The organism is Providencia sp. PROV261, from assembly GCF_028477945.1.
In the GTDB taxonomy this organism is placed as follows: Bacteria; Pseudomonadota; Gammaproteobacteria; order Enterobacterales; family Enterobacteriaceae; genus Providencia; species Providencia stuartii.
Window position 1 is genome coordinate 220304 of the sequence record NZ_JAMPMC010000005.1, and the last position, 26128, is coordinate 246431.

24 protein-coding genes and 1 pseudogene are annotated in these 26128 nt (G+C 41.0%); 11 read left to right on the plus strand and 14 right to left on the minus strand.

What is annotated here, in order from left to right:
• Positions 1 to 84: 84 nt before the first annotated feature.
• Entirely contained in the window at positions 85 to 1401 is a 1317-nt protein-coding gene (locus tag PR675_RS03795; protein ID WP_014658090.1) for a CitMHS family transporter, read from the minus strand.
• Positions 1402 to 1997: 596 nt separating this feature from the next.
• Between PR675_RS03795 and PR675_RS03800 the strand changes: the two genes are divergently transcribed.
• On the plus strand, positions 1998 to 3092 hold the full coding sequence (locus tag PR675_RS03800) for an NADH:flavin oxidoreductase/NADH oxidase (RefSeq protein ID WP_040133020.1): 1095 nt from the start codon (positions 1998 to 2000) through the stop codon (positions 3090 to 3092).
• 48 nt (positions 3093 to 3140) lie between these two features.
• Here the strand turns inward: PR675_RS03800 and PR675_RS03805 are convergent, their stop codons facing one another.
• Together PR675_RS03805 and PR675_RS03810 are read right to left on the minus strand one after the other, a co-directional pair.
• The gene (locus PR675_RS03805) at positions 3141 to 3461 is read right to left on the minus strand and encodes a hypothetical protein (protein ID WP_004918736.1); all 321 of its coding nucleotides are present in this window, start codon (positions 3459 to 3461) and stop codon (positions 3141 to 3143) included.
• Between the two features lie 160 nt (positions 3462 to 3621).
• On the minus strand, positions 3622 to 4494 hold the full coding sequence (locus PR675_RS03810; RefSeq protein ID WP_004918734.1) for a DMT family transporter: 873 nt from the start codon (positions 4492 to 4494) through the stop codon (positions 3622 to 3624).
• A 324-nt stretch (positions 4495 to 4818) separates the two neighbouring features.
• Between PR675_RS03810 and PR675_RS03815 the strand changes: the two genes are divergently transcribed.
• Complete coding sequence (locus PR675_RS03815; RefSeq protein ID WP_004918732.1) at positions 4819 to 5028, plus strand: hypothetical protein; 210 nt, start codon at positions 4819 to 4821, stop codon at positions 5026 to 5028.
• A 56-nt stretch (positions 5029 to 5084) separates the two neighbouring features.
• On the opposite strand, the gene PR675_RS03820 is transcribed toward PR675_RS03815, so the two are convergent.
• Positions 5085 to 6557 (minus strand): DASS family sodium-coupled anion symporter, encoded by a 1473-nt coding sequence (locus tag PR675_RS03820; RefSeq protein WP_014658088.1) that lies wholly within the window; start codon positions 6555 to 6557, stop codon positions 5085 to 5087.
• Between the two features lie 677 nt (positions 6558 to 7234).
• Here PR675_RS03820 and cutA point away from each other — a divergent pair.
• Positions 7235 to 7582, plus strand: coding sequence for a divalent-cation tolerance protein CutA (gene cutA / locus PR675_RS03825; RefSeq protein ID WP_004918729.1), 348 nt, complete (start codon positions 7235 to 7237; stop codon positions 7580 to 7582).
• A gap of 231 nt (positions 7583 to 7813) precedes the next feature.
• Here the strand turns inward: cutA and betA are convergent, their stop codons facing one another.
• The 3 genes from betA to betI are packed head-to-tail and all read right to left on the minus strand — an operon-like array spanning position 7814 to position 11630.
• Positions 7814 to 9481, minus strand: coding sequence for a choline dehydrogenase (gene betA / locus PR675_RS03830; RefSeq protein WP_004918727.1), 1668 nt, complete (start codon positions 9479 to 9481; stop codon positions 7814 to 7816).
• A gap of 39 nt (positions 9482 to 9520) precedes the next feature.
• The gene (betB, locus tag PR675_RS03835) at positions 9521 to 10999 is read right to left on the minus strand and encodes a betaine-aldehyde dehydrogenase (protein ID WP_004918726.1); all 1479 of its coding nucleotides are present in this window, start codon (positions 10997 to 10999) and stop codon (positions 9521 to 9523) included.
• 34 nt (positions 11000 to 11033) lie between these two features.
• Positions 11034 to 11630, minus strand: coding sequence for a transcriptional regulator BetI (betI, locus tag PR675_RS03840; RefSeq protein WP_004918724.1), 597 nt, complete (start codon positions 11628 to 11630; stop codon positions 11034 to 11036).
• Between the two features lie 211 nt (positions 11631 to 11841).
• Between betI and PR675_RS03845 the strand changes: the two genes are divergently transcribed.
• Positions 11842 to 13884 (plus strand): choline transporter, encoded by a 2043-nt coding sequence (locus PR675_RS03845; protein WP_004918722.1) that lies wholly within the window; start codon positions 11842 to 11844, stop codon positions 13882 to 13884.
• Positions 13885 to 14065: 181 nt separating this feature from the next.
• Complete coding sequence (locus PR675_RS03850; RefSeq protein ID WP_158002582.1) at positions 14066 to 14983, plus strand: chitinase; 918 nt, start codon at positions 14066 to 14068, stop codon at positions 14981 to 14983.
• Between the two features lie 32 nt (positions 14984 to 15015).
• On the opposite strand, the gene PR675_RS03855 is transcribed toward PR675_RS03850, so the two are convergent.
• On the minus strand, positions 15016 to 15372 hold the full coding sequence (locus PR675_RS03855; protein ID WP_014658084.1) for a hypothetical protein: 357 nt from the start codon (positions 15370 to 15372) through the stop codon (positions 15016 to 15018).
• 206 nt (positions 15373 to 15578) lie between these two features.
• A complete protein-coding gene (gene kdgR, locus PR675_RS03860; RefSeq protein ID WP_040133018.1) occupies positions 15579 to 16364 on the minus strand; it encodes a DNA-binding transcriptional regulator KdgR in 786 nt (261 codons plus the stop codon).
• Positions 16365 to 16603: 239 nt separating this feature from the next.
• Here kdgR and PR675_RS03865 point away from each other — a divergent pair, with 239 nt between their 5' ends.
• Positions 16604 to 17557: a sugar kinase gene (locus tag PR675_RS03865; RefSeq protein WP_060561344.1), complete on the plus strand. Its 954-nt coding sequence runs from the start codon at positions 16604 to 16606 to the stop codon at positions 17555 to 17557.
• A 2-nt stretch (positions 17558 to 17559) separates the two neighbouring features.
• The gene (locus tag PR675_RS03870) at positions 17560 to 18177 is read left to right on the plus strand and encodes a bifunctional 4-hydroxy-2-oxoglutarate aldolase/2-dehydro-3-deoxy-phosphogluconate aldolase (RefSeq protein ID WP_014658082.1); all 618 of its coding nucleotides are present in this window, start codon (positions 17560 to 17562) and stop codon (positions 18175 to 18177) included.
• A gap of 152 nt (positions 18178 to 18329) precedes the next feature.
• Here the strand turns inward: PR675_RS03870 and PR675_RS03875 are convergent, their stop codons facing one another.
• Together PR675_RS03875 and PR675_RS03880 are read right to left on the minus strand one after the other, a co-directional pair.
• Positions 18330 to 19058: an RNA polymerase sigma factor FliA gene (locus PR675_RS03875; RefSeq protein ID WP_042116490.1), complete on the minus strand. Its 729-nt coding sequence runs from the start codon at positions 19056 to 19058 to the stop codon at positions 18330 to 18332.
• A 222-nt stretch (positions 19059 to 19280) separates the two neighbouring features.
• Positions 19281 to 20369: a FliC/FljB family flagellin gene (locus PR675_RS03880; protein WP_014658080.1), complete on the minus strand. Its 1089-nt coding sequence runs from the start codon at positions 20367 to 20369 to the stop codon at positions 19281 to 19283.
• 349 nt (positions 20370 to 20718) lie between these two features.
• On the opposite strand from PR675_RS03880, the gene fliD reads away from it, so the two are divergent.
• From fliD to fliT, 3 genes are read left to right on the plus strand one after another with little or no spacing between them, the layout of a single operon-like run.
• Positions 20719 to 22146 (plus strand): flagellar filament capping protein FliD, encoded by a 1428-nt coding sequence (fliD, locus tag PR675_RS03885; RefSeq protein ID WP_004918704.1) that lies wholly within the window; start codon positions 20719 to 20721, stop codon positions 22144 to 22146.
• A 5-nt stretch (positions 22147 to 22151) separates the two neighbouring features.
• A complete protein-coding gene (gene fliS, locus PR675_RS03890) occupies positions 22152 to 22550 on the plus strand; it encodes a flagellar export chaperone FliS (RefSeq protein ID WP_004918702.1) in 399 nt (132 codons plus the stop codon).
• Positions 22540 to 22929 carry a flagellar protein FliT gene (gene fliT / locus PR675_RS03895; RefSeq protein WP_004918700.1) on the plus strand — a complete coding sequence of 130 codons (390 nt, stop codon included), beginning with the start codon at positions 22540 to 22542 and terminating at the stop codon, positions 22927 to 22929. The genes fliS and fliT overlap by 11 nt, the downstream gene beginning before the upstream one ends.
• A gap of 40 nt (positions 22930 to 22969) precedes the next feature.
• Here fliT and def read toward each other — a convergent pair whose 3' ends face one another.
• Positions 22970 to 23473 (minus strand): peptide deformylase, encoded by a 504-nt coding sequence (def, locus tag PR675_RS03900; RefSeq protein ID WP_060561345.1) that lies wholly within the window; start codon positions 23471 to 23473, stop codon positions 22970 to 22972.
• A 597-nt stretch (positions 23474 to 24070) separates the two neighbouring features.
• Here def and PR675_RS03905 point away from each other — a divergent pair.
• Complete coding sequence (locus PR675_RS03905; protein WP_060561346.1) at positions 24071 to 24790, plus strand: YadA-like family protein; 720 nt, start codon at positions 24071 to 24073, stop codon at positions 24788 to 24790.
• Between the two features lie 135 nt (positions 24791 to 24925).
• Here the strand turns inward: PR675_RS03905 and PR675_RS03910 are convergent.
• A pseudogene (locus PR675_RS03910) lies at positions 24926 to 25044 on the minus strand (IS200/IS605 family transposase); the annotation flags it as partial.
• Between the two features lie 669 nt (positions 25045 to 25713).
• Complete coding sequence (gene fliE / locus PR675_RS03915; protein WP_014658077.1) at positions 25714 to 26025, minus strand: flagellar hook-basal body complex protein FliE; 312 nt, start codon at positions 26023 to 26025, stop codon at positions 25714 to 25716.
• Positions 26026 to 26128 lie beyond the last annotated feature (103 nt).

Below are 26128 nucleotides of genomic sequence, written 5' to 3' on the forward strand. Positions count from 1 at the left end.
TTCCCTCAATTTTAAACGTTAAAAATGACAATGTGCCCCTTATCTTAAGGGGCACACCGATGCATTAAAGGGCTAACCTGTGGCTTAATATAAGCCGAGTACAGCACCTACCGCTAAGGTGAAGAAGCTAAACAGCCAAATCCAACCGAATGAATAGCGCAGATGGCGCCCCATATCAATTCCAGCAAGCCCCATTGCCAACCATGCAGCTGGTGAGAATGGGCTAACAAATGTTCCGGCGTTATTACCAATTGCCATTGCATATACGACCGAAGAGGGGTCTACACCAGCCGTTTCAGCGATTTGCTGAATAATAGGTAGCAGAGCAAAGTAATACGCATCGGTACTGGTGAAAATATCCATCGGTACGCCGAGGATGCCAACAAAGATATGGATTTTAGAGACCCATTCTGTTGGTAATATTGCTGTTAAATCTTCAGCGATCGATTTTAGCATTCCCCCATCCGACAAAATACCGAGGAAAGCACCCGCAGCGAGAATAATCGCGACCATGCCTAACGCTTGTGGGGCATGTTCAGAGAGAACCTTCATTTGATCTTTCGGATTAGGAAAATTAACCAGTAAGGCGATTGATAACGCAATCATAAACACATAAGGCGCCGATAACAGTCCAAATGCCAGACAAATAATAGAAGCGACAATTAACCCACCGTTAATCCATGGCTTTTGTGGCTTGTTTATTTGTTCATTCACATCCGCTATTTGCTCATTAGCAGGCAATAAAGAGTCCATCAGATACGGACTTGTGCCTTTAAGTGCAGCAGCGGCAATACGGCGTTTCTCACGTAACCCCATAATTACTGCGAATACCACAGCACCAGCCATACCGATGATCTGCACAGGGATCAAGCTTTGCCATAACGTTGCGGCATCAATGCCTGTCACCGCAGAAGCACGGCCTAATGGGCCACCCCATGGCACCATGTTCATAATCCCCATACTGGCGCACATCAATAACAACATTAAATAAGGGCTCATGCCGAGCTGGCGATATAAAGGCAGCAGTGCTGGAATAATAATCAGGAATGTCGCGGCACCAGAGCCATCTAAATGCACGACACCCGCAATTAGTGTGGTCATCACACACACAATGATCACATTGCCTCGCGTCATTTTGACCATCAAACGGATAAGAGGATCAAAAATATGCAAATCTTTCATCAAACTAAAGAATAAAATAGCGAACAGGAACATCGCCGCCACTTTAGAGACTTTATTGATACCGCTTTCAAAAAAAGCTGAAATTTCAGGGATTGAATACCCTGCAATCAGGGCGCCAATAAAAGGAATACAAGACATTGCAATGATAGGGCTAACTTTTCCCATCATAAGCAAGGTGACGATGGAAAGAATGATCAATATACCGATAATTGTTAACACATTGAGTTCCTTATTAGAATTATATTTTTAAGGTGAAAATTAAATACACTTAAACGAGTATTAATTTATTCCATTGTATATTTTCAATGTTGCGATATGCATTTTGAATATACGGTAAATACACATCTATCTCCCTGACCTTATATAAATCAAAATTAATTTTCGCAAGAGCTAGATCATTTTTTTGCTGAATAACAACCTAAAAATTAGCCATAAAAATCAGCGTTTAAGATAAAAATTTAGAGCAAAACGCTATTAGCACCATTAAAACCATTAATTAAAATTAATACCAATATTAATTGTTTTTTATTTACTTAATTGCTAAGCTGGCGATTATAAGAGGGTAATTATTTTTAATTATCAAACTAGTTTATGTTTTCTATTTTTTTTTAGTGTTTTATTTTCACAATGAGGAGAAACAGACAGAAAATTATACTTTTTCACATAGTTCTCAAATTTATACTTATCTACTTGCATTATTCTGTGACTAATAGAATTGAGCTTTAACTGTAAAAAACCACATGAACAGCACAAAATGATACTGAACTTACTTGTATCATGGATAAATTAATCATGATCACTAAGGAACAAGACAGATGAGCTTCCTATTTTCCCCCGCAGCTTTGGGGCAAATTTCCCTAAAAAACAGGATCATTGTTCCACCGATGTGCCAATATTCCGCCATCGACGGCATGCCAACCGCTTGGCATCATTCACACTATATGAATCTCGCGCTTTCAGGGGCGTCGTTAGTTATTGTCGAAGCTAGCGCAGTCACCCCCGCTGGGCGTATCACCTATAAAGATCTCGGTATCTGGAATGATGAACAGGCAACCGCCCTAAAAAACATGTTAGCAGATATCAGGCAATTTGCTGATGCACGCTTAGGTATTCAAATCGCTCATGCAGGTAGAAAAGCCTCAACAGATCTCCCTTGGCTGGGTGGTCAGAGCCTCTCTAAACAAGAACAAAATGGCTGGGAAACGGTCTCTGCGTCAAACTTGCCTTTTGGTCATTCACACCCGCCAAGAGAACTGAGCAAACAAGAGATCCACGACATCCAACAACAATTTGTCGATGCGGCTAAACGTGCAGAATATGCGGGATTTGATGTTATTGAAATCCATGCAGCCCACGGTTATTTATTGCATCAATTTTTATCGCCAATCGCGAACCAGCGCCAAGATGAATATGGGGGCAATTTTAAAAACCGCAGTCGTCTATTAATCGATGTATTTCGTGCGGTTAGAGATGCAGTTAATCCCAATATTGCTGTTGGCGTTCGAATTTCTGCAACCGACTGGGTCAGTGGTGGATGGGGGGTTCCTGAATCCATTGAACTTACTGAACAACTCGAAGAACTAGGCTGTGATTATATACACGTCTCGTCAGGGGGGTTATCGTCTGAGCAGCAGATCCCTATTAGCCCCAATTACCAAGTGCCACTCGCTCAAGCTATTCATGAGCATACAATGATGCCGGTGATTGCCGTCGGCCTTATTACTGAGCCTAATCAAGCCGAAGCGATAATCGCTACTGGGCAAGCGGATTTTGTATCAATCGGTCGAGGGATACTCTTCAACCCTCGTTGGCCTTGGCATGCGGCAGCGCAACTAGGGCAAAATATCAGTGTTGCACCACAATATTTACGCAGTGCGCCTTATCAATATAAAAAGTTATTTAGCGCATAATAATAGTCACAGCGGTAACAAGACACTTACCGCTGTGATATATCTTAATTAACGCTCAGCTTTTGTACACTGATTAACAAATTCAACCATTGATTTTTGAAAATCAGCTTCTGCTGTTGCTGATTTCGCTAATTCACCTTCAATACGTTTATATTCTTTCAAACCGTATTTTTCGATTGTTTTGTCATATGCACAGGCACAAATTGCGCTAATAGCATCTGCGGTTTCACCGGCTGGACTCCCAGACGCTTTCACACAATCACTCACAAAAACTTTTTTAGATTCAGCGATTTCGGCTTTATCGTCCGAGCATGCTGCTAATAATGTCATAATGCCTGCCATACCCAAAATTAATGCGATCTTTTTCATCTTTAGCCTATTATAAATTTAGTTTGCATTACTATTAATCTAAAAAATTTAAATAAGAGAGTCATATTTAGATTAATTACCCATACCTTTCTCATGTAAATAATAATAGCTGCTTTAATTTAAAAAATCTCTATTATAAGGACTATTTTTAGTAAAAGTCTTATTTTGATAATGCACGAAAAGAGCGCCATCGATAATAAAAGAGAGCACTTAAAATAAGAATACAACCTATTATTTGGATCATTGGCATCCGTTCATGATACCAAATGGCAGCAACAAACACGGTCATCACCGGTTCTAAAATCATAATAATGGCAGCGTTCGCGGCAGTGGTATTTTTTTGCCCAATCAACTGCAAAATAAAACGTAAGCTGGTTGCTATCACCACACTGGCAATAAACCACATCAATATCGATGGCGCTAACGTGGTTGGCCACTCCTCTAATAAAAGAGATAACGTCAAACCAACCACGCCCGTACAAGCCAACTGAATAGCCGTTAAAGGTAAAACAGGAACACTACGCGCATAGACGCTGGTATAGCAGAAATAAATGGCTTGAACGATTGCGGCAGCTAAAAACCAAAGTTGACTACTCTTAAACTGAACTTGCCCCTTAAACAGGGTTAAACACGCTAAGCCTAATACTGCAACAGGTAACGCTTGCCAAAAATAACGTGTCGGCCGTATTTTTAAAAGCACCCAACCCACTAACGGCACAAACAGCATGGCTAGGCTCATGATAAACGCGCCCTCACCTAGCGAGTCTGTTGTAGCAACGGCATAAATCCATAAAACGAGGTTGAGGGCCATCCATCCCCCCGTCATCAAAATACTCGGTAGTTGTTGCAAGCGAATATGATGGCGTTTCCCCCAACAAAAAGGGGCTAGAATGATCGCCGCCAATAAGAAACGACTACCTAAAAAAGCAAATATTGGCATGCCTTGTACAGCTTCACGAGAAAAAATCCATCCCCATGCGGCAATAAAAGTGGTCAGCACTAAAAATAGTTCGGCTTTCCTTTGCGACTGCATATTTTATTTTACCTATCAATCACGACATTATTGTCATCATCATACTGTCTATACCATTTATGCCAATCTCTATTTTGCCTCTTGATTAAATAGGGCTTTGAAAACCTCTTCATTTCCTCTTAACACGCCAATGACATTAATAAAATACAGTTATCAATCACTATTCCTTCCTATTGACTGTTTTCTCATCGAATAAATGGGGAAATATGCCATTAAACTGGTCAATTTTTCTGAAATTTTGGGGTGACATAATGCAAATAGATAATTAATCAATGGCTTGATGCAGTGAGCACATTACGCATCAGCTCAAAAAGGTAGGTCGATATGTCAATCACACATAAACATCCATATAACGATTCAGAGAAAATTAGTCAGATAAAAAGCGCTATTAATACACGCAAATATGCTCATCCTGCTGAAATTAGCTTGTTATGGAAAAATGCCATGAACTCATCGTTCAATCTCAGTTGGTCTAAAGTGATGTTAGCGGCGTGTATCTCTACCGCTATTGTATTACTGTTGACATCCTACTAAACAAAAAAATGGCCGGGATCTTCTCCGGCCATTGCGGTTTTTGTTTGAGTAATGAATTACCAGAAACCTAAGACTTTCCACCAAATACTGCCTAAACCAATCCAGATAATAAGGTTGACGACACTCATCACAAATCCGGCTTTCCACCATTCGCCGAGTGTTACGTAGCCTGAACCGAAAATAATGGGGGCAGTTCCTGTGCCGTAATGGGTCAGAGACATCATCAAAGAAGAGGAGAATGCTAAGGTTAAGCCGAGTAACATCGGTGGAGCGCCAAGCGCTAAACCAGCCGCAAAGAAAGCAGCAAACATCGCGGTAATGTGGGCGGTTGTACTCGCAAAGAAGTAGTGTGAGTAGACATAGATAAGCACAAGGATTAATGCTCCCCAAACCCAACTCAATCCCATATTATCGATTGAAGTCCCTACTGAGATGGACATCCATTTAATTAAACCTAGCTTACCTAAGAAACTTGCCATCATCACCAAAGCAGCAAACCAAACAACGGTATCCCAAGCCCCTTTGTTTTTTAATACATCATCCCAATTGATGACGCCCGTGGCTAATAAAATACCCAGTCCAATAAATGCGGCCGTTGTTGCGTTAATCTTATAAGCAGGTCCAAATACGTGTTCGGGTACTCCTGCCCACATCACCAGTAATAGCACAAACACGCCAAGCGTAATAACTTCTGGTAATGAAATTGGGCCCAATTGTTGTAAACGCTGTTTTGCAAAATTAGGCGCATCAGGGGTTGACGTAATTTCAGGTTTATACATGAAATAGATAACTAACGGCATCAAAATTAACGACACCAAAGCAGGTGCAAATGCTGCTAGCGCCCACATTGACCAAGTTAATTCATTTGCTCCTCCAGCTTCGCTGACAATCAAACTGACAATTAAAGGGTTTGGCGCCGTCGCGGTAATAAACATCGCTGAAGTAATTGGGTTAATATTATAGTTAACCAAAGAGAGATAACGCCCTATTTTACCGGCAGTACCATCATCGGCCTTAGAGCCAAAACTATCCGCAATGGAGCGCATAATAGGGTGAATGATCCCCCCGCCACGCGCAGTATTACTTGGGGTCACTGGCGCAAGTACTGTTTCTGCAATCGCCAGTGAATAAGCAATACCTAATGTTTTTTTACCAAATAAGGAAATAACATAATAGCCAATCCTCGCGCCTAATCCGGTTTTATTTAGGCTCATTGAAACCATAATAGAAATACCGATTAACCAAATCAGGTCATTTGAGAAACCACTTAACGCATCCGCTATCGCATCCTTTGTGGAGTTTGGATTAGTCACTCCCGTTGCAGCCACTAAAGCAATGGCAATAATGGAAACACCGCCAATAGGAAGGGCTTTACCAATAATTGCGGCGATCGTTCCAACAAAGAGTGCTAATAGATGCCAAGCATCGGGATTAACACCTTCGGGAACAGGGATTAGGAACCAAATAATAAGTGTGATTGCAACTGCTATCAATGTAGGTATAGGTTTTAATGGGGTCAGTTTATTCATATCGGGCATCCATACATGTTTTTAAGATGGAAATAAAAAATTCTTAGCAATATATTTTTTATCATTACAAATATGTTAACTAAATATCTTTGGCAGACATTGATCGTTATCATTGACATAGCTATTTTTACATATAAAAAACGATTTAAATTTAGTAACAAAGAGTAATTAGTAATTACAACAATTTACCAATAGTATTTAACAAGGAACCATCATAATATTAACTTTTATTTTATAAACGACAACGACAATGTATAACATTCATATAAAAAGCACGTTTATTGCCTTAAATAATTAACCATACAAAAAACATTGTTTATTTAATTTAAAATAGACGTTGAAACATCAACAATATACAAAACCCAATGATTTATTTATATTACAATAGGTAAAAATGCAGGCTGAATCGAATTATTCATACAAATAATCTTAATTTTGCTAAATAGCATTAAATAACAAATTCAAAAATTTCGAGTTAAATGTACAAATAACACGCTATTCATCAATACGTACTTAGATGTTTTAATAACCTTATATCTTATTAGATAGTCTAGTAGGAAACTATTTACCACTACATTACAATTATCACTTGATTAAACTTCATACATATTGTGGTTATTTAATCTAATCTTAATCATGGACACTCTGAATTAGATAACTATTCTAAGGAAATATAGATGATAAAGCATGATGTAAATTGTTATAAAGAGCACCAACCTTGCATTATTTTATGTACAACAAACAGCCAAAATAATGCGGTCAAGATTGCTCAACAGTTATTAGATAGACGCTTAGCGGCCTGTGTTTCATTACTGCCTGAGATAACCTCCATTTATCAATGGAAGAACGAGATCGCACAAGATAAAGAGGTACTGTTACTCATTAAATCTACTAATAAAAACCAAGCTGAATTGTTTTCTGCTATCAAGGAAATCCACCCATACGAAACTCCTGAATTGATTAGCCTCGATTTGGATCAGGTCGACAGTGGATATTTGGCGTGGTTAGTTAAATCAGTCAAATAAGCGTCATCATGGTGTTAAATAGTGAGGTTGTTCTCAATATTCCACTCTCCATGGCGTTACCGATGGATTCGCTAACTGGTCTGCTATGGTAAGTAAAAAATAAATGCTATACAGAAGTTCTCGTTTTCGCTTTATTTGCCCTCTTTATTGAGGGCTTTTTTAGATGATTTTTTTTGGTCGGTCGAAAAAATGACCCCTTCGCTGGCTGGGGCCATTGATAGATTAATGCAACTATAGCTGGCGAACAGGGGCATCCCCTGCAACATAATAATCAGCCTGACTTGCCGGTAAGGGTTCACGCCCACGGATTTTATCCGCCATCTTTTCGGCGATCATAATTGTCGTTGCATTCAAGTTACCTGTAATAATCAAAGGCATGATTGAAGCGTCAATCACTCTTAGATTTTCAAGGCCATGTACACGACCTGCACCATCAACGACCGCCATTTCATCGTATCCCATCTTACAAGAGCCACAAGGATGGAATGCCGTTTCAGCGCGCTCGCGGACAAAAGCATCAAGCTCGTCGTCTGATTGGACATGTTTACCGGGGCTAATTTCCTCACCTCGGTACGGATCTAATGCTGGTTGAGCCATAATTTCGCGGGTAATGCGAATGGCGGCACGGAACTCTTCCCAATCCTGCTCACTCGACATGTAATTAAACAAAATACTCGGGTGTTGGTAAGGATCCGTTGACTTTATCCTCACACGCCCTCGACTCGGCGAACGCATAGAGCCTACGTGAGCTTGGAAACCATGTACATTTACTGCATTACTGCCGTTGTAATTAATTGCAACAGGCAAAAAGTGGAACTGGATATTTGGCCATGCAAACTTATCACTTGTCCTGATAAATCCGCCCGCCTCAAATTGGTTACTAGCACCGATACCCGTTCCTTTAAACAACCACTCCGCACCGATAGCGGGTTGGTTATACCATTTTAATGCTGGATAGAGCGAAACGGGCTGCTTACACTCATATTGCAAATACATCTCAAGGTGATCTTGCAAATTTTGCCCTACCCCAGGCAACACATGCACCGCGGGGATATTAAACTCTTTGAGCACATCTTCTGGCCCTACACCTGAGCGCTGCAATATTTGAGGTGAAGCAATGGCGCCAGCACACAAAAGCACCTCTTTACGGGCTTTGGCATGCACGGCAGTTTTACTGCTCCCTTGGTAGAATTTCACGCCAACCGCTTTTTTCGATTCAAATTCAATAACATCTGTAGTGGCGTGGGTAATAATGGTCAGATTTTTACGTTTTCTAGCCTGATCGAGATAACCTCGAGCCGTACTCGCACGACGCCCTTTTGGTGTTACCGTTCTATCCATTGGACCAAAGCCCTCTTGTTGATAACCATTTAGGTCATCTGTTCTTGGATAGCCAGCCTGAACCCCCGCTTCAACCATGGCATGAAACAAGACGTTATTACCATTTTTAGGCGTAGTCACACTGACAGGACCATCGCCACCATGATAATCATTTGCACCGATATCCCGCGTTTCCGCTTTGCGAAAATAAGGTAAACAATTGAGGTAACTCCAGTCTTCTAAACCTGGAGTTTGCGCCCACCCGTCAAAATCCAATGCGTTACCTCGGATATAACACATACCATTGATCAGCGATGACCCCCCAAGCCCTTTTCCGCGCCCACACTCCATACGGCGGTTGTTCATGTAAGGTTCAGGATCAGTTTCATAGGCCCAATTATAGCGTCGACCTTGTAATGGATATGCTAATGCCGCTGGCATTTGTGTACGAAAATCGAACCTGTAGTCCGGTCCTCCAGCTTCAAGGAGCAGCACAGTAACATCAGAATCTTCTGTCAGGCGGGTAGCAAGAACGTTACCGGCTGAACCAGCACCGATAATAATGTAGTCATAGACCATTGTTATCTCCTCTGTTTCAGTCAAATTAAAAATAAGAAATTAAAATACGGATGCAAACTCCCCAAGTTCGACTTGTATTGATTTGATTTGAGTATAATTTTGTAGTGTGACTAAGCCATTTTCACGGCCAACCCCTGAGTGCTTATAGCCCCCGACAGGCATTTGCGCGGGTGATTCACCCCATGTATTAATCCAACAAATTCCGGCTTCTAATTGATGAATGACACGATGCGCGCGGGATAAATCACAAGTCACGATCCCCGCTGCCAAGCCATATAGCGAGTTATTCGCGCGTTCAATCACCTCATCTTCAGATTGGTAACTGAGAATGCTCATCACAGGGCCAAAAATCTCTTCTTGAGTGATTTGCATATCATCAGAACAGTCGGTAAATACCGTAGGTAATACATACGCGCCTTGAGCAAACTCACCTTCTGTGAGGCGTTCACCTCCACAAAGCAGTTTCGCCCCTTGTTGTTTACCAATTTCGATATAACGCAACACATTTTCCATATGAGCAAAACTCACTAGCGGGCCAAAATTGGTTTCATCATCAATAGGCGAGCCTATTTTGATACGTGCAACACGTTGTTGGATCTTCTCTTCGAATTGCGTTTTTAAATGTTCTGGAACAAAGACCCGCGTACCATTAGTACAAACTTGCCCCGAACTGTAAAAATTAGCCATCATGGCAATATCAGCAGCCTTATCCAGATCTGCATCATCAAAAATAATCAGTGGTGATTTCCCCCCCAACTCCATCGTGACATCTTTTAGAGTTGACCCAGAGGCATTTGCCATCACTTTTTTACCTGTAGGCACGCCACCTGTGAAGGAAATTTTGGCAATGCCCGGATGCTCCGTCAGCCATAGGCCCACATCAGCGCCTCCTCCTGTCACCACATTAAACACACCGGCAGGTAGCCCTGCTTCTGTGTAAATTTCCGCTAATTTGAGTGCGGTCAATGAGGTCACTTCACTTGGCTTAAAGATCATGGCATTACCTGCGGCTAAAGCAGGAGCAGATTTCCAAAGTGCGATTTGGATAGGGTAGTTCCAAGCACCGATACCAGCGACAACACCTAACGGCTCACGGCGCGTATAGGCAAATGAACTATCGCGTAATGGGATCTGTTCGCCTTCTAAAGCGGGGATCAAACCGGCGTAGTATTCGAGAACATCCGCCCCCGTCACAATATCCACATAACGCGTCTCTGAAAGTGGCTTGCCAGTATCTAATGTTTCTAACTGAGCCAACTCGTCATTACGTTCACGTAAAATATCAACTGCTCGACGTAAGATGCGTGAACGCTCTATTGCCGTCATTGATGCCCATATCTTTTGCCCTTGTTTGGCACTTTCCACCGCCCAATCGATGTCTTCATGTGTCGCCGATTGTAAACGAGCGATCACTTCACCGTTCGCTGGGTTAATTGCATCAAACTGCCCACATTCCGGTTGTGAGCTATCTACATAACCACCATGAATATAAAGTTTATGTAATTGTGGTTCGTGCATAATATCTCCCTCCTATTAAAACGTTTCTTTTGGTTTAGCTATCCCGCGACCGACTGAGCTGCATATCGATATACTCATTCGTGATGGTCAACGCATCCTGTAATGGAAAAGCTTCATTACTCAATGCACTACGTAACCATAACCCATCAATTAACGCCGCCAGCCCTTTTGCGGCCATACGCGCGGCGTGCTTATCGAGTACTCGAGCAAACTCATACGTTAGGTTGGAATACAATCGCCTATCATTCACTTGCTGCAACCGATTTAAATTCGGTTGATGCATGCTACTTGCCCAAAAGGCTAACCATGTTTTCATCGCCGCCTCACTGATTTGCGAAGAATCAAAGTTACCTTCAACGATGGCTTGAATGCGCTGTTTAGGTTGGGCATGACTCAGCATTCTTAAACGCATTGCCACGGCGATCCCAAGTTGGTACTGAATATGACGCATGGTGGCTTCTAACAGACCATTTTTATCGCGGAAGTAATGGCTGATGATCCCTGTTGATACACCCGCCTTTCGAGCAATTAACGCGATACTGGCCTCTTGCATGCCCACTTCATTAATCACTTCAAGTGTGGCTTGAATTAACTGCTGCTTACGTATCGATTGCATTCCTATTTTCGGCATAACCTCTAGACCCAAAAAAATACAGTGAACCCTGTTATTAAACTTTTTTTTAATTGAACATTCAATCAATATTAACTATATTTTATCACAATTGTTTTACAAAATTAGGAGAAAGATAGATGTAAAAAAACAACTCTTTGCAATTAATTCAATTAATTAGCAAAGAATGTAACTTTTAACTTTTGAATAAATAAAATTGTGGAAACTGCCGATGACAACTCAAAATAGTCCAAAAAATCAGCAGAAAGACAAATTAAACTCTGTGGTTTTTTTCACTTCTGCTGGTCTAATACTAGCATTTTCATTTTTCACCATACTCATGACAGAAACCGCCAACCAATGGATCGTCGCAACACTCGGATGGGTATCAAAAACGTTTGGTTGGTACTACTTGTTAGCCGCAACACTGTATATTGTCTTTGTGATATTTGTGGCGACATCACGCTTTGGTAATATCAAATTAGGGCCGGAGCAATCAAAACCTGAATTTAGCGTATTAAGTTGGTCTGCCATGCTGTTTGCAGCAGGGATCGGTATCGACCTAATGTTTTTCTCTGTTGCCGAGCCTGTCACGCAATATATGCTGCCACCCACTGGCGAAGGGGAAACATTAGAAGCAGCTCGTCAGTCGATGGTGTGGACTCTCTTCCACTATGGCCTGACGGGCTGGTCTATGTATGCGCTGATGGGGATTGCGCTCGGTTACTTTAGTTACCGATATAATTTGCCTTTAACCATTCGCTCTGCCCTTTACCCTATTTTTGGTAAACGTATCTATGGGCCAATCGGCCATACTGTCGATGTTGCCGCCGTTATTGGTACAATTTTTGGTATTGCGACCACATTAGGTATCGGTGTGGTACAGCTTAACTATGGTTTAAAAGTCCTGTTTGATCTCCCCCAAGGGCTTGGCGTACAAGGTGGCCTGATTTTACTTTCGGTCATTATGGCCGTTATTTCCGCCACATCTGGGGTTAATAAAGGGATCCGTATCTTATCCGAACTGAATGTTTTGCTCGCATTAGGGCTGATTTTATTCATTTTGTTTGTTGGTGATACGGAATTTTTACTCAATGCGTTAGTGCTTAACGTGGGTGATTACATTAATCGCTTTATGGGAATGACGCTTAACAGCTTTGCTTTTGATAGACCAACAGATTGGATGAATAGCTGGACGCTATTTTTCTGGGCTTGGTGGGTTGCATGGTCGCCGTTTGTGGGCTTATTTCTCGCACGAATTTCCCGTGGACGGACAATTCGCCAGTTTGTCATTGGCACGCTGATTATCCCTTTCGTGTTCACTCTACTTTGGTTATCTATTTTTGGTAACAGCGCCTTATACGAAATCATTCATGGCAACAAAGAATTGGCAGAAACGGTGCTTGCCGCCCCTGAAAAAGGCTTTTACTCCTTACTAGAGCTCTATCCCGGGTTTGGTTTGACCGCATCGGTGGCAACGATCACTGGCCTACTATTTTATGTGACCTCTGCGGATTCTGGGTCACTCGTACTCGGGAATTTCACCTCAAACCTAAGCGATATCAATAATGATGCGCCTAACTGGTTACGTATTTTCTGGTCAGTGGCGATTGGTTTATTAACCCTAGGTATGTTGATGACCGATGGGGTTGCCGCACTACAAAATACGACCGTGATCATGGGGTTACCTTTTAGTTTTGTGATCTTTTTTATTATGGCGGGGCTGTATAAATCGCTAAAAGTCGAAGATTTCAGGCGCGTCAGTTCACTCACCACCAATGCACCAGCGCCTTTATATGGCAATGGTAAGTTAAATTGGAAACAGCGGTTGGGCCGTGTGATGAACTTCCCCGGTACCACTTACACTCAACGTATGTTGGATCTAGTGTGTACGCCTGCCATGCAAGAAGTGGCAAAAGAGCTATCACTACGCGGCGCTAATGTGGAATTTAATATTCTGCCCCCTGCCGAAGATGAGCGTTTAAATCACCTAGAGCTCGTGGTTGATTTAGGGGAAGAACAGAACTTTATCTATCAAATTTGGCCGCAACGTTACTCTGTTCCCGCCTTTACCTACCGAGCACGTTCAGGTAAATCCCATTACTATCGCCTAGAAACTTTCCTTTGGGAGGGAACACAAAGCAATGATTTAATGGATTACACCAAAGAACAGGTGATCAGTGATATTTTAGATCAATATGAAAAACATCTTAATTTCATTCACTTAAGCAGAGAAGCGCCAGGGGCAACATTAACCTTTCCTGAAACTAATTAATCGTTTTACTGCAAAGGGGCCATTAGGCCCCTTTTTAAGATGCAACAATACACGTGTTTTTGAAATAAATTTCATGACAAGTGATTAATCTGTTCATCATTTGACCAATAAATATGGCGTATTTTGTTCATTAATGGCGCGATGCCAGATGGCTAAAATTCCCCCTATTCAAGGAGAAATGATGATGAACAAGACACTATTTGCCCCTTATTTGGATGTGACCGTTGATGCGATTTGGAATGACCCGCTTTCTCCTAACGGCAAACCAAACCCTAAATATAGCCAAGCTGCAATTAGTCACAGCGTTGATGGTGTTTACTTGGCTTTTTTAACCGCTGATCCTAATAATAATGCCGCATGGGGAGCATATTCGAGTATGCCTATCGCTTGGGCTAAGCCATTTTGTGATGCGTTAATTGAAGCCAATATCAAAGTGATTGTGTCATTCGGAGGTGCGGCTAACTATGATGTCTCTGCAAGGCAGACTGTTGACCAATTGATTGCAACTTACCAAGAAGTCATTGATATACTTGGTGCCTCACAACTGGATTTTGATTTTGAAAATGATTTATACGATGCCGATAAAACCTTTACCGCACTATCAACCATCGTGAAAAATAACCCTGATATCACCTTGAGCCTAACGTTACCTGTTATGCCATATGGCCTTGTCGAAAAAGGGTTAGCGCTAGTACAAAAATCGGTTAACGCAGGTTTAAAAATGAAAGTGAATGGTATGGCGATGGATTATGGTCAAGGAACGGATAAAAATATGGGGCAGGCCGCCGTAGATGTGGCAACCAGTCTAAAAAATCAATTAAAAACCTACTACCCTACACTGACAGATGCTGAGCTGTATGATTTAGTACAAGTCACACCGATGATCGGCCTTAATGATGATAGGTCTATGTTTAATTTTAACGATATCAATACATTAAGTAATTTTGCAAAAACTAATGGTGTGAACTTAATTTCAATGTGGAGCTTAACCCGCGATAGGGTCGGCGTCGGCGAGTCCGCATCAGCCTCTTATTCAGGTAACCCCGAGCAAACCAAAGATTTTGAATACACGGAACGCTTCACTAACGCACTGAAATAACGGCCCAAGGTGAGGCGATACATTGCCTCACCTTATTTTCCTGCTTGTTCAATCATGTGTTTAAGCTGTTGCGGATCATGCAACCATGCTGGCTCACTAGTGCATCCCATCGTGGTGAAAGAGCGATGACAGACATCATTACCCCAACTATCCCACGCATCATTTTGTTGTTTTTGAGCAAGTAAATCTTCATAGCTGCGCTCCTCTTCAGCGACTTTCTTGTTTGGATCAAACATGAAGCGTTGCTGCTGCTTGATAGCATCAATACCTTGATAATCTTCATCATACACACGGTCAGCAGGCGCTTTTTCTGTGAAGGTATAATCCGTTGCTATGGCTTGGGGAGACATAATAAATAGGCTAAATATCAATAAATTTTTAAGCATCATCATATTTTCATTACAAAATAATGCCAAAATTATAAATATGACAAATGAGATGGCGAGTTTTATCAGTAAAAACTCGCGTGATTGGTCTTTTTATCCGCAAATAAGTGATAGTTTAATCAAGCGTCAAACGATTGATTTAATTAAACTTTAATATCAAATAGTCAATCATATAAAGCTCAATGAAAAATAACTGGTTTAAACCCTGACTATGACGGATAAGCGTGGTATCCCATTTTTTCTGAAATCTGACGTCCGGCAGCCTTGAGCAAACGGATATAATATTCCAACTGCTGTTCATCAAAACGAATTGTAGGAAAGGAGATTGATAGTCCTGCTATCACATGCCCTAAGCGGTCATAAATAGGTACGGCAATGCAACGTAACCCTAACTCTTGCTCTTCCCTATCCTCTGCATAATGTTGCTCTCGCACCACCGCTAATTCAGCCATTAACGCCTCAATACTCAATAATGTTGTATCGGTTTTTTTGACGAATTCAATCTGCGCTAAAATACCTGTTACTGTTGCTTCATCCTGCCATGCTAAAAGCACCTTACCGATCGCAGTACAATACAATGGATTACGCCGTCCAACCCGTGAGTACATGCGCAAGTTGTAGCTAGAATCAATTTTATGAATATAAATAATCGCATTATCATCAAAAGCACCAAGGTGCAGCGCTTCATGGGTTAACTGTCCAATATGGCGCATCTCCTTATCAGCAATTTCAATTAAATCAACATACTCTAGAGATTTAGCCCCCAACTCGAATAGTTTAAGCGTCAATGAATATTTATCCGCTTCCCCTTCCTGTGCCACATAACCTAATTGTTTCATGGTTTGCAAGAAACGATAGGTAGTCGCTTTTGACATCAGCAGTCGTTGTGAAAGCTCAGACACACCAATCTCTTTTTGTTCTCCTAATGCATTGAGAATACTGAATACTTTTACTACTGACGAAACGGCATCCGTTTGCGTGACCTTATCCACCATTCACCTTCCTATTTATTCAAATCAATATGATAGCCATATCAGATGGTTTGATGTGCTGACTTTATGTTTACTCAACAGCATAAAGATCACTTTCATGAAAAACAAGAACGGTGATTTGATATTTTTAAAACGTCGTTTCATTTTTATTTGAACTTGTCTAAAAAATAGGTTTTAATGCTGTTAGCTAATGAGGTTTGACTCAATTCGGTTATAAAAAATAAAAACGATAGGTGGTAAAAATGGCTACAGCTTTGCAAGTTGCCGTGATTGGCGAATGTATGGTTGAGTTACAAAAATCAGGGGAATTATTTAAGCAGACTTTTGGCGGAGACACCTTAAATAGTGCACTCTACCTTGCACGTTTAACCCACAAACAAGGTGTTGTCACTCGCTATTTAACGGGGCTTGGTCAAGACCCCTTTAGCCAACAAATGCGAGAAAGTTGGCAAGCCGAAGGGATCAATACCGACCATGTCGTGATCGCCGAAAAACACCTTCCCGGTATGTATTTAATTGAAACATCAGAGGATGGCGAGCGCCGTTTTTTTTATTGGCGTGATAACTCAGCGGCCAAATTTTGGTTGAATGAGCAAACCGCCGAGCGAACTCAACAATTACTCAATCAACAGCAATATATCTATCTAAGTGGGATTAGCTTAGCCATTTTACCTGAAGCCGCTCGCCAATTACTGTTTACACTGTTAGCAACGGCTCGCCAATCAGGTGCTAAGGTCATTTTTGACAATAATTATCGCCCTGCATTATGGCCTTCTGTCGAGGCGGCACAGCAAGCCTACCAACAAATGTTATCACTGACTGATATTGCATTTTTAACTTTTGATGATGAGCAACTGCTGTATGGTGATCAGCAAGAAAGCCAATCCATTGCACGTGCACAGCAGCAGGGTGTTGAAGAGATCGTTATTAAACGCGGAGCAAAACCCTGCTATATCATCATTCACGATCAACAATTCGAAGTGGCTGCGAATAAAGTGACTCACGTCATTGATACCACCGCCGCTGGCGATTCTTTCAGTGCAGGCTATCTTGCCTGTCGAATTCTAGGTGGCTCTCCTGAAGAAGCGGCTCGCACAGGCCATTTACTTGCAGGAACCGTGATCCAACACCGAGGCGCCATTATTCCGCGTGAAGCGATGCCTATCATAGAGCTAAACAATATCAAAGGGATCTAAACATGAATCAATTAATCGAAAAACTAAAAAAAATCAGTGTGGTGCCAGTAATCACAATCAACAAGGCGGAACATGGCGCGCCTCTCGCACAAGCGCTAATGGAAAATGGTCTACCTTGTGCTGAGGTCACCTTTCGCACTCCCGCCGCAGTACAAGCGATTAAAAATATGCGAGCAGCATACCCCGAAATCCTTATTGGGGCGGGCACGGTATTGACCACGCAACAGGTTGATCAAGCCATTGACGCTGGCGTGGATTTTATCGTAAGTCCAGGTTTTAACCCTAAAATCGTCGCTTATTGCCAACAAAAAAATGTCATTATTATCCCTGGGCTCAATAACCCAAGCTTAGTTGAGCAGGCATTAGAATTTAATTTAACCACAGTGAAGTTTTTCCCAGCAGAAGCTTCTGGTGGCGTAGCGATGCTAAAAGCAATGAGCGCGGTTTATCCTGTTAACTTTATGCCAACGGGTGGGATCAACCCCAAAAATATCAAAGAATATAAAGCACTACCATCTGTATTAGTTTGTGGTGGCTCGTGGATGGTGCCTAATGAGCTGATCGATAATGAAAATTGGCAAGCTTTAGGCCAATTAATTGCTGACGCTGCGAGCCTTTAACCAACGCCTCTGGCGCTCTTTACACTATCTTAAGTCAAGAGCGCCAACTTATAGAAGCGTAGCGATAATACGCAATAAATTACAGTCACATTATTGATACTCTCATCCTTTAGCTAGCCACTTCCCTGTCTGCTCTTTTAATCGTAAATAGCCTACGACTCCGTTAATGATTTTAAGCGACCGCGTAAACGTTTTATGGCTTGGCTATGGAGCTGACTGACTCGCGACTCTCCGACCTCCAAAACCGCACCAATTTCTTTTAAGTTCAATTCTTCTTGATAATAGAGGGTAAGTACCAGTTTCTCCCGCTCTGGTAACTGCTCAATTGCCTCAATGATTTGTGCGCGTAGATTAGACTCCATCAGTAAACTTAATGGATTGCCTCCATCACTTTCATCAATAGCAGGCTCACAGCTTTCGCCATGAATTTCATGCCATTCATCATAGGAATAAAGTTGACTGTTGTTGGTATCAAGTAAGGCTTGACGGTATTCTGTAACGTCAATATTGAGTGCTTGGGCAATTTCACTTTCCGTCGCACTGCGACTCAATGATTGCTCTAATTCTCCAATGACTTTAGCCATTTCACGAGCCTGTCTGCGCACACTACGCGGTGCCCAATCTCGGCTGCGCAATTCATCTAGCATGGAGCCGCGAATACGCTGCACTGCATAAGTGGCAAATGATGCTCCTTGAGAAGCATCGAAGCGCTCTAACGCATGCAATAACCCGATACCGCCAGCTTGAATAAGATCATCAATATCGACGCTCGCAGGCAATCTCACTTGTAATTTTAGGGCCTCATGTCGTATTAAGGGATAATAACGCTCCCATAGGCTATTTTTATTAATTACACCTTCGGCAGTATACAAATCACTCACAACCGGAATCACCCTTTAAAACTTATATAAAGGTATTCATTATGCTAGCTGCACAATAATTCAATCCGTAGAGTAATGAGGTAAATTAGTGCTATTTATCCTAACCTAAATAAATTTAGCGAAGACAATTACACTGTGAGTATATAATGTGATGCCTGAATGATAAACAAAAAGGCCAGAACAACGTCTGGCCTTCAATCACTGATATTAATCCGTGACGAATTAACGTAACAGGCTCAGAACACCTTGTGGAACTTGGTTTGCTTGTGCCAGAACTGAAGTACCTGCTTGTTGCAGGATTTGACCACGGCTCATGTTAGACACTTCTGTTGCAAAGTCAGCGTCTTGGATACGGCTACGTGCTGCACTCAAGTTGTTGACTGAGTTGTTCAGGTTATTGATAGTAGATTGCATACGGTTTTGGAATGCACCCAGTTTAGAACGGTATGAATCCACATTTTTCAGTGCAGTATCTAAAGTATCTAATGCGTCAGATTTTGCAGCAGTACCACCACCTAGACCAGTGATCTCAGCACCTTTCACATACTGAACCGTACCTGATGCTGTTGAATCATCTTTAGTTGCCTTAAACCATTTATTTTCTTTAGTATCATGAATAAAGAATTGGTCAGTACCTGACGTATCCTTATACACTTTGTATTCAGCTACAGACTTTGGTGTTGCTTCTGCTAAATCAACAGCCACATTTTTAGTATCCAAAATAACCTCAGTGCCTTTACTTGCTGGCTCTTTTGGACCAGCTGCAGCCGCAGAAACCTTCTCAACTTTGTCTTTAAAATCTTTGATACCTAATGTATCAAGATCCATTTTTTGCATTTCCATGCTGATAGTTTGACCATCTTTCGCACCCACTTGGTAAGAAACAGTGTCACCATTTAGAATTTGTGTTCCGTTAAATTCAGTGTGTTGATAGATACGGTCGATTTCATCCAGACGTTGTTGTACTTCATCACGAATTGAAGTGATATCGCTGTCAGAGTTACTGCCGTTAGCTGCTTGAACAGTCAGTTCACGGATACGTTGCAAGTTTTCGTTGATTTCGTTAACTGCGCCTTCAGCAACTTGCGCCATTGAAATACCGTCGCTCGCATTACGAGAAGCTTGGGTCAAACCTTTGATGTTAGCAGTGAAACGGTTAGCAATCGCTTGACCTGCTGCGTCGTCTTTTGCGCTATTGATACGTGAACCTGAAGATAGACGCTCAATTGCAGTACCCAGTACGCTTTGTGAACGGTTTAGGTTGTTCTGAGTTGTCAGAGACAGGATGTTAGTGTTGATAACCTGTGCCATAATATATGTCCTTGTTATTCCGTAATAATAAAGTTAGCCAATCTGTTAGGCTTTACAGTTTGTTGCCAGCAATACCATTATCGGCGGCATAAAAAAGGGCTTTAGGGATTTCGACAAAAATTTTTTATCTCAAAGCGAGAAACCCAGCTACCGCCCCGCTCCAAGCGGTAAATTATTTTGTCAAAATAAATTTATAAACCGCAAATTTTAAATTATTGATTATCAATAGAGATAAATACCCTGTTTTGTAGGGTCAACTCCTGCCATCATTATTTATCGACTTAGTCTAAGATTTCCGTTCTTCTCGCCGATAACCCTGTAAATGAGAATAATTTTTTAGGAGAGAACAATGGCTGGTATATCGACACTCGGTATCGGGGCAAACTTAGACTTAAATAACCAAATGGACCAACTTGAAGCGATGGAAAAACGTCGCCTTGAGCCATTAACGGCACAAAAAGCCAGCTATGATGCACAGATTAGCGCTTTTGGTAAGATGCAGTCATCTCTAGAAAAATTAAAAAAAGCGGCGGAAGATCTTAAAAAATACAATGATATCAGCACCACCAAAGTGAACGGTGAATATAAAAGCTTCGACGTTAAAACAGATGGCAAGGCCGTAGCTGGAGTTCATGATGTCCTAGTCACTCAACTTGCGAAAGCACAAACTATTGCGACTAAAGGCCATGATGATAATAAAAAATTATTAGGTAACGGTAACGCAGAGCGAACTATCACTATCACTCAGCCTGCTGAAGAAGATCCCATTATTATCAAACTTGATAATGAACACACCTCTTTGGTTGAAATCGCTGATGCTATCAATAAAACAGATAAAACGGTTACCGCCGCGGTGATCAAAGATAAAAGTAATCGTTATCATCTTGTCGTTACCTCCAAAAAAGAAGGTACTGAACACCGTATTAATATCAAAGTTGAAGGTGATGACGAGCTCGCTAAAATACTGAATGTTGAGTCTGAACTAGACAGTGGTGGAAATGTCGTTTTAAAAGATAAAGAAAACATTGGCATGGAGCAAAAAGTTCCCCCGCAAAATGCCTTGCTAAATATTGATGGTTTTGAACTTGAATCACAAAGCAATGAAGCAAAAGATCTCTTTCCTGGACTCACTTTGACATTGAAAAAAGAGAGTGAAGACAAAAAACCTGACCATTTGATCATTTCTGAAGATATTGAGCCCGCTAAAGCAAAAATTAAAGCGTGGGTAGACGCCTATAACGAATTCCAGAATTTAGCCAAAGAATTGACCAAATATACGCCAACAACGAAAGGAACCGCCCCAGATAAAACCAATGGTCCACTTATCGGTGATTCGACATTACGCACAATTCAAAGCCAATTACGTACTCAAATACGTTCAGCACAAGATAGTGGTGAAATTAATTTATTAAATAAAATGGGGATCACACAAAAAGTTGATGGCACATTAGAGATAGAAGATAAAAAGTTCGAAAAAGCGTTAAAAGAGAATCCTGGTAGCGTCAAAAGTTTCTTTATGGGGGATGGTAAAGAGACAGGCTTTGCAACCGAGAACTTTAATTTCTTAAAAGATACCCTCGATGCCCGCGAAGGCACACTGCATAACGCGACTGATGGCGTACAAAAGAAAAAGAAAAGCCTTGATAAGCGTATTGAACAAACTAATAAGCAGATTGAAAACACCATGGATTTATACCGCCGCCAATTCCAAAATTTAGATAAAATGATGAATTCACTCAATAGCACCAGTAACTCATTAGGCAGACTGTTAGGTTAATAATTATGTATCAGCAAAAAGCAAAACAAGCCTACCAACAAGTCGATTTGGAAAGTGAAATTGCCAATGCGACCCCATACCAACTGATTAGCATTCTCTATCGAGGGGCGTTAAGCGCCCTCAAACGTGCTGAAATTTTTATGCAACAAAATAATATCGCTGCAAAAGGCAAAGAACTTTCTAAAGCAATCGATATTATTGACACAGGTTTGAAACAGGCGCTCAACCATGAGGCCGGAGGTGAAATCGCCGATAATCTTGCAAGTCTTTATGACTATATGATCATGCGCCTATTAAATGCTAATCTTGAAAATAATGTGGCTTATATCCAAGAAGTTTACCAATTACTCTCCGATATCGCGTCAGCTTGGCAACAGATCGGGGCAAATGTGGATGAAAGATAACCAGGTGAATAATAAAAAACCTACCGATTTATATGAAATCTATCGTGATGTCTTAGCATTAAGTGAAAATTTAGTCGCACTCGCAGAAGCACAACAGTGGGAACAGTTAGTTGCCCACGAAACAGAATATGTTTATGCCGTCGAAAATTTAACGCAGCTAACTCATGAGTTTGAAGCACACCAACCCATCACCGATGAGTTGGTTAGGTTATTACATCAAATTATTGAGAACGAGCAGATCACGAAAACGCATTTACAACAGCACTTAGATTTTTTAAGTAAAGAAATGAAGCAACTGGACCAAAAACGAGCACTCAATAATAGCTACGGCCAATTTAATGAGCCAGATACGCCAATAACAATAAAACCCATTGAATAGCCATGTGTGTCAGGCGGCCTACCTGACACTTATGGATCGATTACTGTCTTAAACGCTGCTGTTTCTTTAGTTTTTTCAACAGCATATTGCGTTTTAAAGTCGATAAATGATCAAGAAAAACCTTTCCATGCAAATGGTCAATTTCATGCTGCATTACAATCGCCAAAAATTCATCAGAATCGGTGATAAACGCCTTCCCGTCTCTATCTAGCGCCTTAACTTTTACGCGCTTAAAACGTGCCACATCAGCATAAATTTCAGGCACGGATAAACAACCTTCTTGGTAGCTCGTTTCCCCTTCGCTTTCAATAATTTCAGGGTTAACAAATACCATAGGCTGATCACGGTTTTCAGAAATATCAATCACCATCACCGATAATGTTGCGCCAATTTGCGTCGCTGCTAAGCCAATACCATTATCGGTGCTGTACATGGTATCCAATAAATCATCAATTAATGGCTGTACTGCCGCAATGTCGGTGACTGGGTCACATTTAACGCGTAACCGCTCATCGGGTATCTCAATAATAGCTCTTACTGCCATATCTCAAAAATCCTATCTGTCATACTCTTTATTCAAACTATTACGCATTATCGTCTTTTTAAATTGACGATAAGATGCAAAAAATGGCATTACCCACTAGCTAAAAAAATCACATCAAGATCAACTAGGTTAACCTAAAAATAAAACACCCTATAATTTCACAGAAAAATAACATGTTATCTAGAAAAAAACACTAAAAATAATAGCCGTTTATTTTTATTGCTACATCGTTTATCGTCGCCCCATCGCAGCTTAGCAACCCTAACTATGCTAAGGTTTTAACCATATGATTAATTAATAATATAAATTAATAAAAATCGTTATCTCAGAAAATACATTCAAAATGCTAATATTTTAATCTCCGTTATTTATGATAATAGTAAAATTAAAATATCATGGCATATTGCTTTTATTTTATCATTTATAAAGTGTATAAAACCGCGCTTAATTCATACCAAATCACTTTTTACGATATCATTGAGAGTAATATTAGAATATTCAAAAGTGGCCATTAACTCTAATATAAATTAATGCCTCTTTTTGAATGTAATAAAAGCAAAAATTAGAGGCGTTTATTTCATTAATAAGGATATCAACATGAAAAAAACGTTATTGGCGAGTTCAATGGCGGTATTAGCACTTTCACATTCAGCACAGGCGGCCCCCCTATTTCCGAGCGCAACAGAGGTTGCCTTCGATGTCGCTGAGTCACTAGCTGAGTTCCAAAAAGCCGCTGAATTATTCAAACATTACAGGGCAGAACAAGCAAAAAATATCGAAATACCTACCCTAGAAGAGTTAGTGTATCAACAACTCATCAAACAAGATAAAAAAGTGACGCCGACGATCACGGAGATTGATGAAAAGATCCAACAGTCGATTAATATTAACAATGATTATATTGATAACCGATTGATTGAGCATCACCGTGATTTAGACAATAAGCTTGAGTTACTCGATTCACAACACAGTACAATCCAAGCTGAAAATCAAAATAGGTTTGCCCATTTCCAGCAAAATTTCGATAACACACAAGCCTTCAATAAAGTACGTTTTACCCAGCTAGATAAAAAAATCACTAAAATGGAAAAACAGGCCAACTCAGGTATCGCTTCTGTGGCGGCTATGTCTAATATCCCTTATTCGTTAAATACACGTTTTAGTGCTGGCATTGGCTTGGGTCATTACCGTAATGGCAATGCTATTGCTGCTGGAGCACAATACCAATTAAAAAAGGATCTGAATCTGCGTAGCTCTATCGCATGGAATAATGCCGATAGTGCGATTGTTGGTGCAGGTATCGCCATTGGTTGGTAACTCATCATTTTTGATGATACTTATGCTTAAGTAAAAAATATCCTCCGGCGTAGCCGGAGGTTTTTAATATGCGCCGATAAGGCTTTGTTACCTGCCGCGCCCTAACAGGCGCACAACGGCTCTGACATTCTTCTACTCACATAACTTTCTTAAAATACTGCCTACCGCTCTACGTTTTTCACCGTGAAAAACTTGTCTTCCATATTTGGGTGCAAATTCCATCGTGTATGCGCTAAGCTCTTTTCGTCTCCCATTGGAACCCCCTTTTGATTTCTTGTTTGACTCTTGCCGTTGCCAGACCACAAGATGTTTTAACAAATCAAAAGGGGGTTTTATATCTTATTCAAAGCTGAAAGCTTTACGGCCCCCCAGCCTAGCTGGGGTTTTCTATATACAATGAACTGTTTCCATTTACTGAGCGCCTTCTCAACTTTCTGCTTCAATTGAAAGTAAAAAGAAACAGTTAAAATATTTATTTATCCACCCCAAAAATGTTCAAAACAATTTAATCAACAGAGTAGTTGTCTAAAAAACACGTAAATTAATCCCTCAACCCAATATATGATGACATAGCTTATCTTTAATTTATTAATGTAGCGTTCCATTTAAGTTTTTCACTCGCGGAGCCAATACCTCTGTGCCTTCTTTTGCAAGGTATAATTGACCCAATATCTAGCTCTATGACTTTTGTGCTCCAACAAAGTAATAAAAGAAAGAGACTCTAGAGCATACACAAGTATGTAACGAGGGCGAGCGTCGCCAACACACGAGGGTGCAAACAGTGGCAAGCTAGCGCTATAACATTAGTGTTCCGACAAAATAGCAAAGGCAAGAAACCCTAGGAGCATACATAAGCATGTCACTAGGGCGAACGAGTGTGGACAATACCGTTAGGTGAAAAAGGTGACGAGCGAGGGCGACTGCTAAACAGGAATCGACATCACCTCTTGGTACGCCGCAACCAACTTATTACGCACTTGGATCCCCATTTGTAGGCTCAAGCTGGCTTTTTGCATATCCACCATAACATCATTTAACGAGACATTACTTTTACCTAATGTAAAGTCTTCTATCTGTTTTGCCGATTGGTTTCTCACGGTATTGATTTGATTAACCGCTGAAACCAGATGATCGGCAAATCCAACGGGTTCAACCACCGGTTTTTGATGGTTTGCGGCCTGTAATGCCGTTGTCTGTAGCTGCGACAACACCCCTTCAATTGCTTGGATTGTCATTTTCTTCTCTTCAATGTCTGTGCGAACAACCATCGCTGTTTTATATAGCTGCATACCCTAACACAGCCTTTTTAACTTGAAGCCGATAAATAACACCAAAATG

Excerpts from the sequence above, each read along its gene's own strand:
- fliT (WP_004918700.1), top strand. The coding sequence starts at position 22,540 with ATGAAAGATAACCAGGTGAATAATAAAAAACCTACCGATTTATATGAA.
- PR675_RS03805 (WP_004918736.1), bottom strand. The coding sequence starts at position 3,461 with ATGAAAAAGATCGCATTAATTTTGGGTATGGCAGGCATTATGACATTA.
- PR675_RS03820 (WP_014658088.1), bottom strand. The coding sequence starts at position 6,557 with ATGAATAAACTGACCCCATTAAAACCTATACCTACATTGATAGCAGTT.
- betI (WP_004918724.1), bottom strand. The coding sequence starts at position 11,630 with ATGCCGAAAATAGGAATGCAATCGATACGTAAGCAGCAGTTAATTCAA.
- PR675_RS03845 (WP_004918722.1), top strand. The coding sequence starts at position 11,842 with ATGACAACTCAAAATAGTCCAAAAAATCAGCAGAAAGACAAATTAAAC.
- PR675_RS03905 (WP_060561346.1), top strand. The coding sequence starts at position 24,071 with ATGAAAAAAACGTTATTGGCGAGTTCAATGGCGGTATTAGCACTTTCA.
- betB (WP_004918726.1), bottom strand. The coding sequence starts at position 10,999 with ATGCACGAACCACAATTACATAAACTTTATATTCATGGTGGTTATGTA.
- PR675_RS03855 (WP_014658084.1), bottom strand. The coding sequence starts at position 15,372 with ATGATGCTTAAAAATTTATTGATATTTAGCCTATTTATTATGTCTCCC.
- PR675_RS03815 (WP_004918732.1), top strand. The coding sequence starts at position 4,819 with ATGTCAATCACACATAAACATCCATATAACGATTCAGAGAAAATTAGT.
- fliS (WP_004918702.1), top strand. The coding sequence starts at position 22,152 with ATGTATCAGCAAAAAGCAAAACAAGCCTACCAACAAGTCGATTTGGAA.
- fliD (WP_004918704.1), top strand. The coding sequence starts at position 20,719 with ATGGCTGGTATATCGACACTCGGTATCGGGGCAAACTTAGACTTAAAT.
- PR675_RS03810 (WP_004918734.1), bottom strand. The coding sequence starts at position 4,494 with ATGCAGTCGCAAAGGAAAGCCGAACTATTTTTAGTGCTGACCACTTTT.
- PR675_RS03800 (WP_040133020.1), top strand. The coding sequence starts at position 1,998 with ATGAGCTTCCTATTTTCCCCCGCAGCTTTGGGGCAAATTTCCCTAAAA.
- def (WP_060561345.1), bottom strand. The coding sequence starts at position 23,473 with ATGGCAGTAAGAGCTATTATTGAGATACCCGATGAGCGGTTACGCGTT.
- cutA (WP_004918729.1), top strand. The coding sequence starts at position 7,235 with ATGATAAAGCATGATGTAAATTGTTATAAAGAGCACCAACCTTGCATT.
- fliE (WP_014658077.1), bottom strand. The coding sequence starts at position 26,025 with ATGACAATCCAAGCAATTGAAGGGGTGTTGTCGCAGCTACAGACAACG.
- kdgR (WP_040133018.1), bottom strand. The coding sequence starts at position 16,364 with ATGGTGGATAAGGTCACGCAAACGGATGCCGTTTCGTCAGTAGTAAAA.
- PR675_RS03850 (WP_158002582.1), top strand. The coding sequence starts at position 14,066 with ATGATGAACAAGACACTATTTGCCCCTTATTTGGATGTGACCGTTGAT.
- betA (WP_004918727.1), bottom strand. The coding sequence starts at position 9,481 with ATGGTCTATGACTACATTATTATCGGTGCTGGTTCAGCCGGTAACGTT.
- PR675_RS03870 (WP_014658082.1), top strand. The coding sequence starts at position 17,560 with ATGAATCAATTAATCGAAAAACTAAAAAAAATCAGTGTGGTGCCAGTA.
- PR675_RS03880 (WP_014658080.1), bottom strand. The coding sequence starts at position 20,369 with ATGGCACAGGTTATCAACACTAACATCCTGTCTCTGACAACTCAGAAC.
- PR675_RS03865 (WP_060561344.1), top strand. The coding sequence starts at position 16,604 with ATGGCTACAGCTTTGCAAGTTGCCGTGATTGGCGAATGTATGGTTGAG.